Raw genomic sequence first — 17,854 nt, 5'->3', positions numbered from 1 at the left:
TGTGAAATCCCCGGAGAAACCATGAAACTGATCGGATCCACTACTTCACCTTACGTTCGGCGTATTCGTATCCTGCTGGACGAAGAGCCCTATGAATTCCTCAATCTCAATATCTATGGTGAAGGCCGGGACGAGCTGCGGCGAAACAATCCGACCCTGAAAATTCCGGTACTCGAAGACGGTGGCAAGGAAATCTATGATTCCCGGATTATCGCCCGTTACGTCAGTGCCAAACAGGGCCGCGATCCGCTGACCTGGGATCAGGAAAACCAGCTGACCATGATCGATGGCGCCAATGACTCCGCGGTCACCTTGCTGCTCTCGGAGAAGTCCGGAATCGATACCGGCGCCGACCTGATGTTCTACAACCTTCAACGTGAACGCATCATGACAACCTTGCGCACGCTGTCGGCAATGGCGGAAGAGGGCCAGTTCGAGGAATGGAATTACCCGGCCATCTGTCTTTATTGCCTGGTAGACTGGCTGGATTTCAGGGACCTTGTGGACTTTTCCGGTGTGGAGAGCCTGTTATCCTTCCGCGACAGCCACCGGGATTACCCCTGGGTTGCCGAGACCGATCCGCGCAATTCCTGACTCCGCGCGGCCGGCAATCGCCGGCCGCCGCCTCCAGCCAAGGCTGAAAAAAAACTTGCCCGATCATCCTGCGTCATTTTGCTTTCGCAATCGCTGTTCTTGACTATAGTTAAGATTAAGGAACAGCGTCTGATCTGCCGGTTACCGCGTTCCGTACGTATAAATACCAACAATAGAAGAGAGAGGGGGTCATCCATGCTCCTGTCACATGCGTTCGGTCTCTTTACCCATCCTGATGAAGAGTGGGCTTCCATACGAAAAGAACATGAAACTCCGCGCCGGGTCTATGTTGCCTATGTTCTGATTCTGGCGGCGATAGCTCCCATTTGTGCCTATATATCGACTGCCTATTTCGGCTGGACGGTTGGCAATGAGCGGCTGATCAAGTTAACCGAGATCAGTGCAATGCAGCTCAGCGTGTTGACCTATCTGGCAATGCTGGTCGGCGTTTTTGCGCTGGGTTATGCCATCAACTGGATGGCAAGAACCTACGGCGCCAAGGAAGAACACGTACCCTCGAACGGTATTGCCCTGGCAGCCTACTCCTGCACTCCTCTGTTCCTGGCAGGATTTGCCCTGTTGTATCCAGTGCCCTGGTTCAACGCCATCGTCTTCCTGGCCGCCGCCTGCTATGGCGCCTATCTCATGTATGACGGACTGCCGATTGTCATGGGCATCGAAAAGGAGCGGGCGGTCATGTACGCCGGAGCGTTGCTGACCGTCGCCCTGGTCATCCTGGTATCCACTCGAGTGGGTTCCGTCATTCTCTGGAACTTCGGAGTCGGTCCGGTATTTATCAGCGGATAGACCGGGTTTAAACGGACCGTAAAAGGGGAGCCACTGGCTCCCCTTTTTTATGGTTTCTGTTTCTTGCAAAAGACTTGTCGTGATTTGCCATCCCCCTGTCGCAAATTGGCAATGCGTTCTTAACCAAGCCCGATTAGCTTCTTCATTTGGAGTAGAAACGGCGAAAGGTGCAGAACGTCGAGACTACAAGGGACGAATGCAGGGGAAGATATAACAATGAAACGACTGACACGACGGGATTTTCTGAAGGCATCAGCCATGGGTATGGGCGCCGTGGTGATTTCGACCGGCCTCGCAGGCTGTGTACTGGACAGCTCCGACAAGCGAACAATCAGCTTTACCCATGGAGTGGCCAGCGGCGACCCGCTTGCCGATGGTGTCATGCTCTGGACCAGGGCTGCACCGGCGACCGGTTCGGCACCTGTCGGTGTCGCCTGGGAGGTATCGACGGATGAGGGTTTCGAGAACCTTGTGCACTCCGGCACGGCAGAGGCCACTGAGGCCCATGACTTCACCGTCAAGGTGGACGTCCGCGGCCTGGCACCGGTGCAGAGCTACTATTACCGCTTTCAGACGACCGATCGGCAGTCACCGGTGGGCGTAACCCGGACCTTACCGGAAGGCAGTATCGACTCAGTGCGCCTGGCCGTGGTCTCCTGCGCGAATTATCCGGCCGGCTATTTCAACGTCTACGGGGAAATCAGTAAACAGAGCGATCTGGATGCTGTGGTGCATCTGGGCGACTACATCTACGAATACAGTTCCGACAGCAGCAGTTATGCGGCACAGGATGCCCAGGCGCTGGGGAGGACCTTTTCTGAGGACAACAACCTTGAGCTGATCGAACTGGTGGATTACCGCAGGCGGTACGCTGCGTACCGGGCAGACCCGGATCTCCAGTCCCTGCATGCCAGAGTGCCGTTCATTGTTGTCTGGGACGACCATGAGGTGGCCAACGACACCTGGGAAGAGGGCGCCGAAAACCATAATGACGGAGAAGGCGATTTCACCGAGCGCAAGCTCAATGCCCTCAAGGCCTATTTCGAGTGGATGCCGATCCGTCCCGTGATCGAGGGCAGCGACGAAGCGATTTTCCGGACTTTCCGGTTCGGAAATCTGGTGGACCTGCACATGCTGGATACCCGCATTATTGGGCGCGACCAGCAACTGGACTACATGGACTACTTCACGGGAGAGGGACTGGATGCCGCCCGCTTTACTGCGGATGTTGGCAGTCAGAACCGCACCCTACTGGGCGCGGAGCAGCTGCTCTGGCTGCAGTCTTCCCTGAACTTCTCCACCGCAACATGGCAGGTGTTGGGACAGCAGGTATTGATGGGCCGGATGAATTTGCCGGCAGAGCTTCTGGTGGGTATCGCCACGGAACAGTTTGAAGGCCTTCCGGAAAAACTCGCGGAACTGGCTCAGCTCAAAGGCCGCGCTCTTGCGGGTGACCCTTCTCTGACTCAAGAGGAGCTGGCACGGATCAATACCGTCGCGCCTTACAATCTGGATGCCTGGGATGGTTACCAATACGAACGGGAAGTGGTTCTGGGTACCGCCAAGGCGCTGAACAAGAATCTGGTGGTGCTGGCGGGGGATACCCATAACGCCTGGGCCAATAATCTCAAAGACATCAACGGTGACCAGGCTGGCGTGGAATTCGCCACTTCCGCGGTCACGTCACCCGGCCTGGAGGAGTATCTGGGCATTCCGGATGAGATGATTCAGGGGGCGGAACAGGCCATTGGTCTTCTGGTAGATGATCTGGATTACCTGAATGTGAATCAGCGAGGCTACATGGTAGTAACTTTCACTCCGGAAGAAGCCCGTGCCGACTGGCATTTCGTGGACACTATCAAGTCACGGGAGTATCAGGTTGATGCGGCGCGAAGTGCTTCCCGTCGGGTATTGCCGGGTCAGGGCAACCGTACCGTAGAAAACGTCACCGCCGGATAGGGCGCCAGACTTCCCCGTTAGCTATCCTGTCCTTGATGCAGCGCAAGCCACCCCGGGTACATTCCGGGGTTTAATGGTGATGTTGTAACGACAGGGAGCTCTGAGGATATGTCTGAATCTGTGGAACTGGACAGCGGCGAGCGCGAGCAGGGGGAGCTTGAGTGGCATGTACTTCAGCCTGCTGATGCCCGGCAGAAGCTGAAGGCAGAGGCACCTCTGTCTGATGATGAGGTTCGCCATCGCATGGCCAACCACGGCCCCAATGCGCTTCCCGAGGCTCGTGTAGGGGGGGCTTGGGCGCGGCTGGGCCGGCAACTCAAAAATTTTCTGATTTACGTGTTGGCAGCCGCCGCAGTCATTACGGCCAGCTTGGGCCATTGGGTGGATGCAGGCGTTATTCTTGCCGTCGTTGTTATCCAGACCCTGGTGGGCTTTATCCAGGAAGGAAAGGCCGAGCAGGCCCTGTCTGCCATTCGCCACATGCTTGCACCCAAAGCACGGGTGGTGCGTTCCGATGGCCAGCATCAGATAGACGCTTCGAATTTGGTTCCGGGTGATACGGTGCTGTTGGAACCAGGCGACCGGGTGCCCGCTGATCTTCGTCTGGAGAAATCCCATAATTTGAAAATCGATGAGGCCATTCTAACGGGTGAGTCCGAGGCTGTTGAAAAATCGACAGAGGCGGTCACTGCAGACGCCCCCTTGGGTGACCAGTCCGGAATGGCATTCTCCGGCACCATGGTTGCAACCGGCACTGGTCGAGGCGTGGTGGTCCGCTCAGGCGCCAATACCGAGATTGGCCGCATTTCCGGTCTGCTTGCCCAGACCACAACCCTGAAAACCCCCTTGCTGGAACAGATGGACAGGTTCGCTCGAATCCTTTCCATTGTCGTTATTATCGCCGGCATTGCGATTCTTGGCGGCGGGTATGTATTCAGCGGCTTGCCATTTCGCGAGCTATTCATGGCCGTAGTGGGTCTGATTGTGGCGGCTATCCCCGAAGGGCTGCCGGCGATTCTCACCATTACCCTGGCAATTGGTGTGCGCCAGATGGCTCGTCGTCAGGCAGTGGTTCGTCGAATGCCGGTTATAGAAACCCTGGGCGCGGTGTCGGTGATCTGTTCGGATAAAACCGGAACCCTCACCCGAAACGAAATGATGGTAACCCGGGCGGTATTATCTGGTGTCCGGCTGGAAGTGACCGGCGAAGGTTACGATTTTGATGGTTCGGTGAACTCCGAACAGGGGCATCCGCCGGACTCTGCCCTGCTTGACGAACTTGCCCGGGCGGCGGCCCTTTGTAACGACGCCCACGTCCACCATGATTCCGGCACAGTCAGGATTACTGGCGATCCCATGGAGGCCGCGCTTTCGGTGTTCGCCCGAAAAGCCCGGTTTGACGTTGAAAACAGTGCCGCTGACTGGCCCCGGAAAGACGAAATTCCGTTTGATACTGAAAATCGCTTCATGGCCACGCTCAACCATGATCACCACGGACATAGCGTGATCTACCTGAAAGGCGCGCCGGAGCGGATCCTGGATATGTGCTCCAGCGAGGTTGTCGAGTCCGGGGAAGGCGGGGAACTCCGCCGGGAATTCTGGGAGCAGGTCATCACAGAAATGGCATCGGATGGTCTCAGAGTGCTGGCCCTGGCCCGGAAACCGGCAGAGCGAGGCATCGGTGAACTGGCCATTGAGGATCTTGAGCAGGGTGCCGAGCTGCTCGGATTGGTCGGGCTGCTGGATCCGCCCCGGCAGGAGGCCATTCGCGCGATTGCGGAGTGCCACGATGCCGGAATTCGGGTCAAGATGATTACCGGTGATCACGGGATCACGGCAGGCGCTATTGCCCGCAAGCTGGGCCTGAAAAATACCGGGCGGGTTCTGACTGGTAAGGAATTGGACCAGCTGGATGATGATCAGCTTCGGGATCTTGTTGGTGAAGTGGATGTCTTTGCCCGGACCAGTCCTGAACACAAATTGAGGCTGGTCACTGCGCTGCAGGCCCTGCATGGAGTTGTCGCCATGACCGGTGACGGGGTGAATGATGCCCCGGCACTGAAGCGGGCAGATGTCGGGATCGCCATGGGGGTGAAAGGCTCGGAGGCAGCTCGGGAAGCGTCTTCAGTCGTGTTGCTGGATGACAATTTTGCCAGTATTGCCGCAGCCGTACGTGAGGGCAGAACGGTCTACACAAACCTTAAAAAAGGCATTGCCTTCCTGCTCCCGGTCAATGGCGGCGAGTCCATCAGTCTGGTCACCGCTCTGCTGTTGGGGCTCACTCTTCCCATCTCTGCCTTGCAGATTATTTGGGTCAACATGGTCAGCTCTGTAGTCCTCGCCATGACGCTTGCTTTCGAACCGGCCGAGCCCGGGGTTATGAAGCACCCCCCCAGACCCAGAGGCGAGTCTCTTTTGCGGGGGTTCGTGGTCTGGCGGGTCGTTTTTGTGTCGCTGCTTTTCCTCTCAGGTATCTTCGCCGCATGGTACTGGGCCATGCACCAATACGGAGATGAAAGTATTGCCCGCACTCTTGCGGTCAATACGCTTGTGGCTATGGAGGTCTTTTACCTGTTTGCCGTGCGCTATCTCGACTCAGCGTCGATCACTCTGCGTGGGGTGTTGGGCACGCCGATCGTGCTGTTGGCAGTTGCCACGGTGATCGCGTTGCAGTTGTTGTTTACCTATTTGCCCTGGTTTAACCAGACGTTTGGCACGCAAGCGCTCAGTCTGGAGGCATTGGGATTTGCAGCAGTCGCTGGCGGGCTGGTGCTGGTGATTCTGGAAATCGAGACAGCGTTGAGAAAGCGCCTGCTCAGGGCAGGCCCCGTGTAATCACGGCCGGGTCGCCGCGACCTTCCACAGCAGCCAGTTCTGCACTGGAAAGCCACTCGCCCGGTGGCTTGTCCATAACGCTGGCGCAGGCGGCCAGGGCATGGCCCCAGGAACAACCGTTGGCGAACAGCATGCCGGCCTCATTCAGGGTGCCGCCGCGGTTGATGTAACCCAAAACCCGGGCCTGTGACGGTTCCGGGAACAGTGGGAAGAGATGGCCCCGGAACACTTCAGGGCGCATGTGGGAGAGGGCAACCCGCCGGTGAATGCGGTGGGGGAACAGGCGCTCCCTTTCGAACTCCGACAGGCACACCTGGGCTTCCATTGTGTCCCTTGGCTGACGGAATCTACCGGGTTCCTGAATATAGACCAGCCGGAAGGGTGTGCCTGTCTCCCGCAAGCGTTCGCATGCTCGTATGGCCTCGGATAACTGGTAGGCACCATTGGCCATAAGCAGCAATGGTTCACCGGACGAGGTATCTTCATCCACCACCAGGGCCCCGTGCCTCGCCAGCAGTTCCGCTTCCCGGGTGTCGAAGACGCAGGGGCGTTCCCGTTTCGGGATCACCATGCAACTGATCGTGCCCCTTTCACGGAATACAGATGGCAATGTTGCCAGAGTGCTGTTGTAGTCGGCCGGAAACAGCACCCGGGAGACGTCGTTCATCTCCGCGAGCATGCTTTCGCAGAAGGTGGTGTCCTGATGGGACTGCTCGTTCTTGCCATTTTCCCAGGTGTGGGAGGTGGCAATAACCGGCAAGCCGAGCCAGCGGGCAGGCCGCCCGATTTCTTTCTGGTGCCGGGCAAAAATCAGCTCCTGGCGGATGGCGCCAAGCATTTTCACGCAGAAGGCCTCATAGCTGGCGACCAGATTTAGCCCGGCCTTATTGGCCAGACAAGCCGATACCACAGATTCTTCGTTCAGTGCCGTGATGATCTTGCCGTGCACCGACTCCTGATCGTTCTCGGGATCGTTCACCCGGTGCTTCAGATCATCCAGCACTCCGCCAAGACGATTGCTTGCCAGCTCGTCCGGATTGCCCACTCTGGCCCTGAGGTCCGGGTTCTGGGCCACCAGCGCACGGAAAAAATCATCCACAGCCTTCATCGGCGAGGTGCATTCCCGACAGGCCGGAAGCCGGGGGATTATCGGGTCCGGTGGATTGCGGGTCGCGAGAGCATGATCACGCTCAAGTGGCCGAGATTGCCCGGCGTGCTGGTTAAGATGAGTGATAGCGTTTTGAAGCTGATCCGGAGCCACCCACAATCTGGCGGCATGCTCGTTAAACAGCTCCCTGGCCCGGGCATCCATTCGCGGGTTTCCGGGCAGTGGCAGGTTGTGGGCTGCATTGCTGCTGGCGCCATAAAAACCATACCCCTTGGTGGTCTCCGCAATGCCATAGGGTACCCGAACGGGATAGCCGCTCTCTCCCCGTAGCGCCGCCTCGCCATTGGTGGCGAGTGCCTGCTCCATTTCATAGAGAGCACAGACAAAGGCGGCAGGATCGCGGCCATCAAAACGGAAGGGCACAAAGCCCCTGTGTTCGAGATGCGCTTCAAAACGTTCGAGACCCTCGCGGGTGCCCAGCTCGGTTCGCTGTTCGATCCGCCGACCGTTGGCAATCATGACCGGCATGATGGCTCCGCAATCCTCGGCGTGCCACCAGCGAGGAATCCAGTCGCTGCCGCGCTGCTCTTCGGCGGCGCCGTCTGAAAGAAAGGCGACCAGAGATTCGCCGGGCAGAGGCATGTGGGCATATTGAAGTTCGGCAAAACCCAGGTAACCACCTTCCAGAATGCCGCCGGCGGTGTGCGGATTGACATGGCTGCCAAGGGGAGCAGCCATGGTGCCGTCCGGCTTCTGCCGGTAACTGTAGAAATCGGCCACCAGAGTGGACAGCCCGTCAGGCCCGCGGTAACGCTCCGCCTGTTCCGGATGCAGGTTTCCGGTGAGGACATTCAGGGCGTCTACCGCTGCCACGCAGTGCCCCTGGCCCATCAGCCAGCTGCGTGTGCGCCCGGTCAGATTGTTCAGGGCCAGATAGCCGGCATAGGCCGGCACCATGTTCAGCGCGCCGCCGGTGTGGCCTTCCGGATTGGTCTTGAAGTCCTGAGGCGCCAGCGGCTGGCCGGAGACATCAACCCGGCGGGCGTAGGTCATGTGGACTACCAGCCAGAGACCGGCACTGGTCAGCCTGTCCAGGTCGGCGAGTTTACGATAGACCGCGGCAGCATCGGGCTGGTGGCCTGCAGCAACCAGGTGCTCTGCCAGTAGGCTGACCTGATGTTGCGTGGCTTCACTGTGCTGGATGACGCCATAACCATCGCACCAGCGCCGGAAATCCGGGCAGTCCGAAGCAGCGTGATTCACCGCTGCTGTTTGAATGGGAAATGGCATGAGATGCCTCCATGGCGTCAGTGTGTCCGCGAATTTTAAAACCACCGCTGTGAACTGCCATTGATGCAGGTCAGTCGAAACTGCATCTTTCTGCAGACTGCCCCAAGCCAAGCGTTCCACCCGCCCGCGTACAGGCTTGCTCGCCTGCCCGTTGCCGAAAGCCATGGTTTCTGAGAGTCTGTTCGAATAAGCCACCTGATAAGGAGACTCCCATGACGCAAGACAAGAATCAGGACAAGCGCCGGAAATATTCGGCCCCCGTTGTTGATGGCATTGGCAAATCCGCCAGCCGTGCCATGCTTCGGGCCGTCGGGTTTACCGATGAGGATTTCAAAAAGCCCCAGATCGGCATTGCGTCCACATGGAGTAACCTCACGCCGTGCAACATGCACATCAACCAACTGGCCGAGGAGTCGGCTGCCGGAGCCGATGAGGCAGGCGGCAAGTCGCTGATTTTTAATACCATTACCATATCGGACGGCATTGCCAATGGTACCGAGGGCATGAAGTATTCCCTGGTGTCTCGGGAGGTGATCGCCGATTCCATCGAGACCGTGGCCGGTTGTGAAGGGTTCGATGGCCTGGTGGCGATCGGTGGCTGCGACAAGAACATGCCCGGTTGCATGATGGGCCTGGCGCGTCTGAACCGGCCATCTGTGTTCGTGTATGGCGGCACCATCATGCCTGGCGAGAACCACACCGATATTATTTCCGTGTTTGAAGCCGTGGGTGCCCACGCCCGTGGTGATCTGGATCTGATTGAGGTGAAGCAGATAGAGGAAACCGCGATTCCGGGGCCAGGGTCCTGTGGTGGCATGTATACCGCCAATACCATGGCGTCGGCCATCGAGGCCATGGGCATGAGCCTGCCGGGCAGCTCCGCCCAGAACGCTGTGTCGGAGACCAAGGCGGAGGATTGTCGAGGTGCCGGTGCTGCGGTGCTGAACCTGCTGGAGAAAGACATCAAGCCCAGCGACATCATGACCCGGAAAGCCTTCGAAAACGCCATTACGGTCGTCATCGCCCTGGGCGGTTCCACCAATGCGGTACTGCACCTGCTGGCCATGGCCAGCACCGTCGGTGTCGATCTGGAGCTGAAAGACTTTGTCGAGATTGGCAAGCGGGTGCCGGTGCTGGCGGATCTGCGCCCGAGCGGCCACTACATGATGTCGGAGCTGGTGGCCATCGGCGGTATCCAGCCGCTGATGAAAATGTTGCTGGACCGCGGGCTGCTGCATGGCGACTGTCTGACCGTAACCGGCCAGACTCTGGCCGAGAACCTGGCCGATGTTGCCCCCTATCCGGAAGGGCAGGACATCATTCACGCCTTCGACAACCCGATCAAGGCTGACAGCCATCTGCGGATCCTGTTTGGCAATCTCGCACCAACGGGTGCGGTGGCGAAGATTACCGGCAAGGAAGGTACTCACTTTACCGGCCGTGCCCGGGTATTCCATTCGGAAGAAGAAGCCCAGGAGCGGATTCTCGACGGCACGGTGGTGGCCGGCGATGTGCTGGTCATCCGCTACGAAGGCCCCAAAGGCGGACCGGGCATGCGGGAGATGCTGAGCCCCACCTCCGCGATTATGGGCAAGGGCCTGGGCAGCGATGTCGCGTTGATTACCGATGGCCGGTTCTCAGGGGGCAGCCACGGTTTCGTGGTTGGCCATATCACACCGGAAGCGGCCGAGGGCGGTCCGATTGCTCTGGTCGAGGATGGCGACACCATTACCATTGATGCCGTCAGTAACCGGATTGAGCTGGATGTCTCAGATCAGGAACTGGAACGTCGTCGGCAGGCCTGGCAGGCTCCACCACCCCGTTTCACCCGAGGCACGCTGGCGAAGTATTCGCGAACCGTAAGTTCTGCCTCGAAAGGGGCTGTGACCGATTTGCCCTGATCTGATCGGAGCTCAGGTCTTCAGCTGTTCTGGCTTGCCCCAGTAGTATCCCTGGCCATACAGGCCGGGGAACTGCTGTAGCCAGGCGGCGATAGATTCCTCCTCCACACCTTCGACCACAACATCCAGGTCGAGAGCCTCACCCAGGTCAAGCGCCGCTCGGAATATCCGCTGTCGGGCGGGTTGGGTGAGTATGTCGCTGAGAAAACTCCGGTCGATTTTTAACTCGTCCAGCTCGAATGTGGCAAGGGTTCCCAGCGACGAGTGCCCGGTTCCAAAATCATCGACGGCAATTCTGAACCCGCTTTGGCTCAGGGTCCGAATAACGACTTTTGCCAAGGCTGTGTCAGCCATCATCGCTGTTTCGGTAATCTCCAGAATAAGATCGGAAGGTTGTGCCCCATGGTGCTGCACAATTGCCTTCACCTTTTCCAGAAAGTCCGGGTGGGTGAGATCGTTTGCAGAAATGTTGACCGCAACGGCAATGTGGTCCCCGTGACGGGCCTTCAGCGCGCTCATATCTTCACAGACGCGGTCCACCACCCAGAGCGTAACGTGGTGAATCATCCCGACCTGTTCGGCTAATGGGATCCACCGATCCGGAGCAACCGTGCCGAAGTCCGGGTGTTGCCAGCGGATCAGGGCTTCCAACGAAGCGATACGTGCGTCCTGTATTCGCACGGTTGGTTGGTATTCCAGCCATATGCAGCCATTACCCAGTGCCTCTTCGATATCCAGCATCAGCATTTGCTGCTGGTACTGCCAGTCCGCGATAGCCGGGTCGTAAACCGTCAGGGGCTGATGCGTATCCAGGGCAGCAAAGCCAGCTGATGAAAGGATATCTGACGCGTCGACCCCATGCTCCGGAGCATGGGCGATACCCACCGATGAACTCCACGATAGCGAGAACCGGCCCTCGCGGAAGTTCTCTCCCAACCAATTCATGAGCGTTTTCAGTTTTTCCGGGTAAGTGTCCGGGGCGTCAGTATGGAAAAAGGCAAAGGCATGATTGCTCGTATCAATGCTGGCGAGGGCATAGCCGTCAATCATGATCAACTGATCACCCATGATCCGTTTCAGGAATCCGTCGAGCTCCCACAGATAACTTCTGAGCAGATCCTCTGCCGTCCGATAGCCGAGAGCCTGCTCGATTTCGTTAAACCGGGTCAACTGAATCATGGCGACGGTGTAGGGCTGTTGGTGGCTATCAAGTTGATCCAATGACTCCTCCAGCATGGCCCGATTGGGTTTGCCGGAAACACTGTGTGTTTTGAGGAGTTGCTTGTAATTTTGCTCAACGTGAGATCGCAGCGTTTGTTCCTGGCGGGCCCGAATATCAGAAGCCAGCCTTTTTTTGCGCTCTTCCAATATCTGACGGCCAATGCCGCTGGTCAGGATCAGAGATGCGGCCGCTGCACCGATAAAGAAGGCGGAATCGGTAAAGCTGTTCACCGGGACCCAGCCGACAGTCCGTGCTGCCGAGATAACTGTACCCAGGAGAATGAAGAGCAGTGATAACGCAAAATAGCGGGCAAACACCTCGTGTCGGGCCTGTTTTAGCGTCAGGGCCAGAATCATTGAACCACCGGTCAGGGCCAGTATCAGGAAGGAGTCCTGACCGAGCAACGGTAGCCGCAGTGGCATGGCCAGCAGATGTAAAAGGCCAAGAACACTCGCTGCATTCAGTAGCAGTCTCGGGAGTCTGGAGACCTGGATAAAGTTTGGCGTGATTTGGCAAAGTGAGATGAGGCAAAGACAGAGGCTGATGTTCAGTAATGCGTTTATTTCCGGGAATTCTGGCCAAATCAGCCAGAGCCCGAAGCCCTCCATGACAAGTTGCACGTGAATAACGGATAGCGTGAGAACGCCCAACCAGGCCAGCCCCGGGAGTCTGAATTTCATCATGAAGCTGAGGTTCAGCAACAGCGCAAAGACGAGGAGGCCAGTGATGAACGCCTTCCAGGTCATGGTTCCTGCGATGTCGCTTACAACATTGTCAGGTTCCAGAATGCTAATGGGTAGTAGCGTGGGGCCGGCATTCTGAACCTCGAACAACAGTGTGGTCGTACCCGCCGGTAATGAAACTGGCCAGATCCACGGTGGTAGCGAAATCAGCCGGTTACCGAACGGGTAAAGGTCTCCCATGTCACGAAGCCGCTGGAAAGCGCCATTTTCATCGAGAATGGCGGGTCTGAGCCGGTCGATGTAGGGGGCGGATACAAGGACCCAATGTTCGGCGTTTGTGGCTCCGGGGTTCTCCACCGTCACCTTGAAGGTGACAGGTCCGTTGTAATAGCCAATGCCGGAGTTCTCTGACGGGGCCGCCTGCCAGTTTTTCTGCCGCCAGTTTTCGTCCTCTATAACCTGCTCCAGAGGCGCAACCAGATAGTCGATCTGCACAATGCGGGAGGACTCGGACGCCGGCTCGGGAGAGTCGACGTGCGGCAGCGCGGAAAGCGGATTTTCAGGCGCGTGAAGGAGGCTTGCGAGCAGACCGTATGCCATGGCAGCCATAAGGAACAGGAAGGGCATCCACCGTCGAAAAGGTGTCAGCCCGGACTGGGCTCGGAGTTGTGACAGCACGGCTTTTTCAGTCTGATGTGTGCTGTCATCCATATGAAGCGACGGTTCCGCTAAGTGGTGTTTTCTGACTCGATGGATCAGGTCGAATTTTAATGGTTTTTCAGCTCACTTGCATTTGCTACGTGAAATTGGCGCAAGAAACTTTTCACCTGATCAAACAAGACATTCGCTGGTATAGTTAACCCTGACCATCATATCTCTAGAAGCCTGTTTCCGGACCGGTTGCGCGATGCATGAATAAACCACAGGATCTGTACAAATGAGACTCGCCGGCTTTTCCCCTTTCGTGATCTTGATGTTGCTCTGGCTGCCTGGATCGCTTATGGCCCATCAAACGGGGGGGGAATCCCAAAAGCGGGAGGCAGACACAGACAGTGGACCCAGGCTCGCTTCGGTGAATGCCGCGGTTGCCGTGGCTGGTGATAACAAGCTGATTTTCGGCAAGAATGCCGACCGGTCCGTACCCATTGCCTCTGTCACCAAGGTCATGACCGCGCTGGTCGTGTTGGAATCCGGCGAGCCGCTGGATGAGTGGCTGACTTTTCATGAGCGGCATACGCCCGCCGCCGCCAACGCCTACAGTCGGATTCGCATCGACTCGGAGATGCGGCGTAAAGATGTGCTGCGCATTGCACTGATGTCCTCCGAAAATTTTGCCGCCTACACCCTTGCCCGTAACCACCCGGGCGGGTTCGATGCCTTTATCGAGGCGATGAACGCCAAGGCCGCGGCCCTGGGAATGACCGGTACCCGGTTTGTTGATCCGACCGGGCTGTCGTCGGAGAACCTTTCAACCGCCGCGGATCTTGTAAAGCTGGTAAACGCTGCGGCTGATTACCCGGAAATCCGGGAGTACTCCACCACCGGTTATTTCCGTGGGCAATTCCGGCAGCCCCGTTACAGCCTGTCGTTCGGGAATACCAATGCCCTGGTGCATCGGGATAGCTGGGGGGTGGCCCTCAGCAAGACCGGCTATCTCTCCGAGGCCGGGCGCTGCCTGGTGATGATTTCGAAGATGAACGGCAAAGAGGTGGTGACCGTGCTGCTTGATTCCCTCGGTACCCGCTCGCCGCTGGGCGATGCCGGACGGATAAAGCGCTGGCTTGATACCGGAGCCAGGGGCTCGGTGGCCGCTGCCGCCCGGCGTTACGAACAGGAAAAGAACGCGTCATACGCGACCGCTGGTAACAGTACGGTCAGTGTGAACTGACACTGAAAGGAATCCCGTTATGATCCAGATATTCACGACCGGTGGCACCATCGACAAGGTCTACTTCGATGCCAACAGCGAGTTCGAGGTAGGGCACAGCCTGCTGCCGGAGCTGCTGTCTGAATCCAACATCCACGAGGGCTATCGCCTGCGGGAACTGCTGCGCAAGGACAGCCTGGAGATGACCGATGATGATCGCCAGCAGGTACTGGCGGCGGCCAGTGAATGCGATTGTGGCCGAATCATTATCACCCACGGCACGGACACCATGGCCGATACTGCGGCGGTGCTGTCCGGCCTGAAGGACAAGACCATCGTATTGACCGGCGCGATGCAGCCGGCCCGTATGCGCCGAACCGATGCGGTATTCAATGTCGGGTTTGCCTGGGCTGCGGTGCAGCTGCTGCCGCCGGGTGTGTATATTGCTATGAATGGTGAAGTGTTCGAGGCCGGTGCAGTGCGCAAGAATCTCAAGGCGCAACGTTTCGAGCGCACCTGAGTATCACGCCAGGCTGTCTCTTTCCTCGGCGGTCAGTTCCCGGTATTCGCCGGGCATCAGCGCATCGTCCAGTTCGACCTGTCCAATGCGGACACGATGAAGGGCTTCCACGTGGTTGCCAACGGCTGCCATCATGCGCTTGACCTGATGATAGCGCCCCTCCGAAATCGTCAGCTCAATGATCCTTTCTTCCAGAAAATGCACCCGGGCCGGTCGCGTCGGCCTGGGATCATTATGCAGGTCCACACCACGTTCCAGTTGCTGTGCCGCGGCGTCGCTCAGAGGTTCGTTCAGGGTTACCCGGTAAGTCTTGGGGCAGTCGGTTCGCGGTGAGGTGACCCGGTGAGACCACTGCCCATCGGTGGTCAGTAACAGCAGGCCGGTTGTATCTGCATCGAGGCGCCCGGCAATATGGAGATGTCGGGTGATGTCTGCTGGCAACAGGTCCAGCGCTGTTGGATGGTCGCTGTCGGTCGTCGCGCTCACCACGCCTGCTGGCTTGTTCATCATCAGATAGCGCTCGCCCGGGAGGCTCAGAGGGGTGCCTGACAAGGCCACCCGTTCATCCCCGGCCAGGCGGGTGTTGGCGCCCTTGCAGATTTGCTCATTGATCGTTACTTCTCCGCGGCCGATGGCCCGCTTGGCCTCTTTTCGGGAAAGCTCGGTGCTGTTGGCAATAAACTGGTCCAGTCGCATGGTGTTCAGCAGCGTTGTCCGGATGCCGGGGAGCTCAGACTGGCCAGGCAGAGCACCGGCGTTTCGGCAATCATCCGGGACCAGAGCAGCCCGAGGGCTTCGGAGCTTACTGGTGGGCGTGGAGTCCGAAAGCTCGCCGTGGGGTCGATGCCGCTGCCATTGCGGGTCGCCAGAACAAAGGTAAACGGGTGCGCGCCTGGAATGCCCAGCCGAATATCGGTGGCCGTGATGCGGTCGCCGGCCTGGTCGTAATCCAGGAAGCCCCGGGTGAACCATTCAAGACGCCGGGCCTCGGGCAGGTCCGAGACTTCGCTCGCCAGCTCCGGGCGGCGTGGAAAGTATTCAAGATTCAGCGGCGTGTCGCCATCCAGAAAGCCGGTGACTATTTCTATCCGCTGATCACCCTGCAGAGCCGTCGCCCGCCACAACAGGGTGCTGAATGGCATGGGCTGAACCAGCAGGTCCGGGTTTTCCAGGCCGGCGGCCGCAAGCGCGGGTTGTACTCGCTGTGTCATCACTTGCTGGGCCAGAACACTCCAGCCCAGGTACAGGGTGGACACTGCCAGGCCCGCAACTATCGCTGTTTTGGCGGGCGGCCGGGCGAGAAAAAACAGGCAGCCTGCCAGCAGGGGCAGGGTGTATAGCGGGTCGATGATAAAAATGCTGCTGACGGCTATGGGTGGCCCGATGGGCCAGAACAGCTGGGTGCCATAGGTGGTGAAGGCATCCAGCAAAGGATGGGTAATCAGGATCAGCCCCGTCAGGGCGAGCCACCGCTGAAAACTCAGTTGTGGTTTCCAGCGCCAGAGCAGCCAGGCAAGGGCCACTGCCAGAGGGGCCAGAACGAACAACGAATGGCTGAATCCACGGTGTTGGGTGAAATTGGCCACTGCGGTGCCGTAATCGATGACAACATCCAGATCCGGGAGGGTGCCCAGAACTGCGCCTGTCAGCAAAACAGAGCGGCCAAGAGTCTTGCCGGCTACGGCGCCGGCCAGGGAGGCGCCCAGGGCGGCCTGGGTGAGTGAATCCATGTCAGATCAGTCTCGCATCAAAACGGTGTCCTGCAGTAGTAGGCCGCCGACTCCCCGGCGGATCACTGTCCTGCAGGTATTTCCAGCGCCGCCAGCACCGATTCACCGGGGTAGCCATCAGCCACCAGGTTGTTGGCAGCCTGGAACTGACGGATGGCAGACCGCGTTGCCGGGCCCATGATGCCATCGGGGTTACCTGGCTCATACCCCCGTTGCTGCAGGGCTTTCTGGAGGTTGATGATGTTGGCGCGGGACAGCGCAGGCGCGTCTTCGGGCGGCGGATTTTGCAGTTTACCCGCGCCGGCAATCCGGTCAGCCAGATGACCAACCGCAATGGCGTAGAACTCGGAGCGGTTCCAGCCCATGATCACGCGGAAGTTGTGATAGGCAAGAAACGCAGGCCCGCGGTGCCCTGCCGGCACCACGAGGGCGGCATTAATCGGTTCGCGGGCCAGTGGCTTGCCGAAGGCATCCGTAATGCCCATTTCGCGCCACTGCTCCAGTTGCAGACGTCGTCCGTCCGCAAGGGAATAGTCGAAATTCTCGGGTAACAGGACCTCTCGGCCCCAACGGTAGTCGCGGTCCCAGTTCATGGATTCGAGAAACCGGCCCGCAGACATCATGGCATCCGGAAGGCTGTTCCACAGATCCCTTCGGCCATCACCATCGGCATCCACCGCGTGTTTCAGGAAAACCGTCGGCATGAACTGAACGTGGCCCATGGCGCCGGCCCAGGAACCTTCCATCTGGTCTGCCGGAATGGCGCCCTCGTCTATAATGCGCAGGGCCGCGATCAACTGCTCGGTGAAGAAAGTGCTGCGGCGGGGATCGCAGGCCAGTGTCGTCAGGGAGCTGGGTACCGGCATCTTGCCGAAATAGCTGCCAAAATTGGTTTCCAGGCCCCAGAAGGCCACCAAATAAGGCGCGGGCACGCCGGTTTCCCGGGTGACTCTGGCCAGCAGCTCCTGATGTTCCTGCAACAGTTCGCGGCCGGTGTTGACCCGGGCATCGTTAACCCGCCGGTTCAGGTAGTCGGCAAAGGTAGTGGTGAACTCCGGTTGCCGCCGGTCCAGTTCGATCACCCGTGCCAGATGCTGGACCCCGGACATCACCTCGCTGGCGGTCTTGCTGCTGACCCCGGCGGCAATGGCCTGCTTCTGAAGCCGGGCCTTGCATTCGGCAAATCCCGCTGGCTCAACTTCAGCGCTGTCCTGGGCAATGGCGGGCAGTGACAGACATGACAGAAAACCGGAAAACAATAAGCCGCGAGTAACGCCGCCCTGGCGAAGAATCCTTGCAGGTTTGGTCAGCACACAAAACCTCTATCAGGCTGATGAT

12 protein-coding genes are annotated in these 17,854 nt (G+C 58.5%); 7 read left to right on the top strand and 5 right to left on the bottom strand.

Annotated elements, in window-relative coordinates; genetic code table 11:
- Positions 1–21: 21 nt before the first annotated feature.
- The 4 genes from AC5JQH_RS08105 (at position 22) to AC5JQH_RS08090 (ending at position 6,195) form a co-directional block, all read left to right on the top strand.
- Positions 22–594 (top strand): glutathione S-transferase family protein, encoded by a 573-nt coding sequence (locus AC5JQH_RS08105; protein ID WP_136629870.1) that lies wholly within the window; start codon positions 22–24, stop codon positions 592–594.
- Positions 595–789: 195 nt separating this feature from the next.
- Entirely contained in the window at positions 790–1,401 is a 612-nt protein-coding gene (locus tag AC5JQH_RS08100) for a Yip1 family protein (RefSeq protein ID WP_008173563.1), read from the top strand.
- Between the two features lie 216 nt (positions 1,402–1,617).
- Positions 1,618–3,360, top strand: coding sequence for an alkaline phosphatase D family protein (locus AC5JQH_RS08095; protein WP_493805463.1), 1,743 nt, complete (start codon positions 1,618–1,620; stop codon positions 3,358–3,360).
- A 108-nt stretch (positions 3,361–3,468) separates the two neighbouring features.
- A complete protein-coding gene (locus AC5JQH_RS08090; RefSeq protein WP_493805462.1) occupies positions 3,469–6,195 on the top strand; it encodes a cation-translocating P-type ATPase in 2,727 nt (908 codons plus the stop codon).
- Here AC5JQH_RS08090 and AC5JQH_RS08085 read toward each other — a convergent pair.
- On the bottom strand, positions 6,176–8,593 hold the full coding sequence (locus AC5JQH_RS08085; RefSeq protein ID WP_493805461.1) for a phosphoketolase family protein: 2,418 nt from the start codon (positions 8,591–8,593) through the stop codon (positions 6,176–6,178). The two genes, AC5JQH_RS08090 and AC5JQH_RS08085, sit on opposite strands and share 20 nt — an antisense overlap.
- Before the next feature lie 212 nt (positions 8,594–8,805).
- On the opposite strand from AC5JQH_RS08085, the gene ilvD reads away from it, so the two are divergent.
- Positions 8,806–10,494: a dihydroxy-acid dehydratase gene (gene ilvD, locus AC5JQH_RS08080; RefSeq protein WP_493805460.1), complete on the top strand. Its 1,689-nt coding sequence runs from the start codon at positions 8,806–8,808 to the stop codon at positions 10,492–10,494.
- A 12-nt stretch (positions 10,495–10,506) separates the two neighbouring features.
- Here ilvD and AC5JQH_RS08075 read toward each other — a convergent pair whose 3' ends face one another.
- Complete coding sequence (locus tag AC5JQH_RS08075; protein ID WP_493805459.1) at positions 10,507–13,110, bottom strand: EAL domain-containing protein; 2,604 nt, start codon at positions 13,108–13,110, stop codon at positions 10,507–10,509.
- Between the two features lie 226 nt (positions 13,111–13,336).
- On the opposite strand from AC5JQH_RS08075, the gene pbpG reads away from it, so the two are divergent.
- Positions 13,337–14,287: a D-alanyl-D-alanine endopeptidase gene (pbpG, locus tag AC5JQH_RS08070; protein ID WP_493805458.1), complete on the top strand. Its 951-nt coding sequence runs from the start codon at positions 13,337–13,339 to the stop codon at positions 14,285–14,287.
- 19 nt (positions 14,288–14,306) lie between these two features.
- The gene (locus tag AC5JQH_RS08065; protein WP_008173551.1) at positions 14,307–14,786 is read left to right on the top strand and encodes an asparaginase domain-containing protein; all 480 of its coding nucleotides are present in this window, start codon (positions 14,307–14,309) and stop codon (positions 14,784–14,786) included.
- Positions 14,787–14,789: 3 nt separating this feature from the next.
- On the opposite strand, the gene rsuA is transcribed toward AC5JQH_RS08065, so the two are convergent.
- From rsuA to AC5JQH_RS08050, 3 genes are all read right to left on the bottom strand, one after another.
- On the bottom strand, positions 14,790–15,482 hold the full coding sequence (gene rsuA / locus AC5JQH_RS08060; RefSeq protein WP_482902164.1) for a 16S rRNA pseudouridine(516) synthase RsuA: 693 nt from the start codon (positions 15,480–15,482) through the stop codon (positions 14,790–14,792).
- A 5-nt stretch (positions 15,483–15,487) separates the two neighbouring features.
- Positions 15,488–16,516, bottom strand: a complete 1,029-nt coding sequence (locus AC5JQH_RS08055; protein ID WP_491713307.1) for a metal-dependent hydrolase — start codon at positions 16,514–16,516, stop codon at positions 15,488–15,490.
- A gap of 62 nt (positions 16,517–16,578) precedes the next feature.
- Positions 16,579–17,829 carry a lytic murein transglycosylase gene (locus AC5JQH_RS08050; protein WP_493805457.1) on the bottom strand — a complete coding sequence of 417 codons (1,251 nt, stop codon included), beginning with the start codon at positions 17,827–17,829 and terminating at the stop codon, positions 16,579–16,581.
- Between the last annotated feature and the right edge of the window lie 25 nt (positions 17,830–17,854).

This window comes from Marinobacter sp. H13, from assembly GCF_059072335.1.
The sequence above is the reverse complement of the archived record's forward strand: the minus strand, read 5'-3'. Positions and strand labels throughout refer to the sequence as shown.

Coding starts and splice junctions, on each gene's coding strand:
- AC5JQH_RS08105 (WP_136629870.1), top strand. CDS start 22: ATGAAACTGATCGGATCCACTACTTCACCTTACGTTCGGCGTATTCGT.
- AC5JQH_RS08100 (WP_008173563.1), top strand. CDS start 790: ATGCTCCTGTCACATGCGTTCGGTCTCTTTACCCATCCTGATGAAGAG.
- AC5JQH_RS08095 (WP_493805463.1), top strand. CDS start 1,618: ATGAAACGACTGACACGACGGGATTTTCTGAAGGCATCAGCCATGGGT.
- AC5JQH_RS08090 (WP_493805462.1), top strand. CDS start 3,469: ATGTCTGAATCTGTGGAACTGGACAGCGGCGAGCGCGAGCAGGGGGAG.
- AC5JQH_RS08085 (WP_493805461.1), bottom strand. CDS start 8,593: ATGCCATTTCCCATTCAAACAGCAGCGGTGAATCACGCTGCTTCGGAC.
- ilvD (WP_493805460.1), top strand. CDS start 8,806: ATGACGCAAGACAAGAATCAGGACAAGCGCCGGAAATATTCGGCCCCC.
- AC5JQH_RS08075 (WP_493805459.1), bottom strand. CDS start 13,110: ATGGATGACAGCACACATCAGACTGAAAAAGCCGTGCTGTCACAACTC.
- pbpG (WP_493805458.1), top strand. CDS start 13,337: ATGAGACTCGCCGGCTTTTCCCCTTTCGTGATCTTGATGTTGCTCTGG.
- AC5JQH_RS08065 (WP_008173551.1), top strand. CDS start 14,307: ATGATCCAGATATTCACGACCGGTGGCACCATCGACAAGGTCTACTTC.
- rsuA (WP_482902164.1), bottom strand. CDS start 15,482: ATGCGACTGGACCAGTTTATTGCCAACAGCACCGAGCTTTCCCGAAAA.
- AC5JQH_RS08055 (WP_491713307.1), bottom strand. CDS start 16,516: ATGGATTCACTCACCCAGGCCGCCCTGGGCGCCTCCCTGGCCGGCGCC.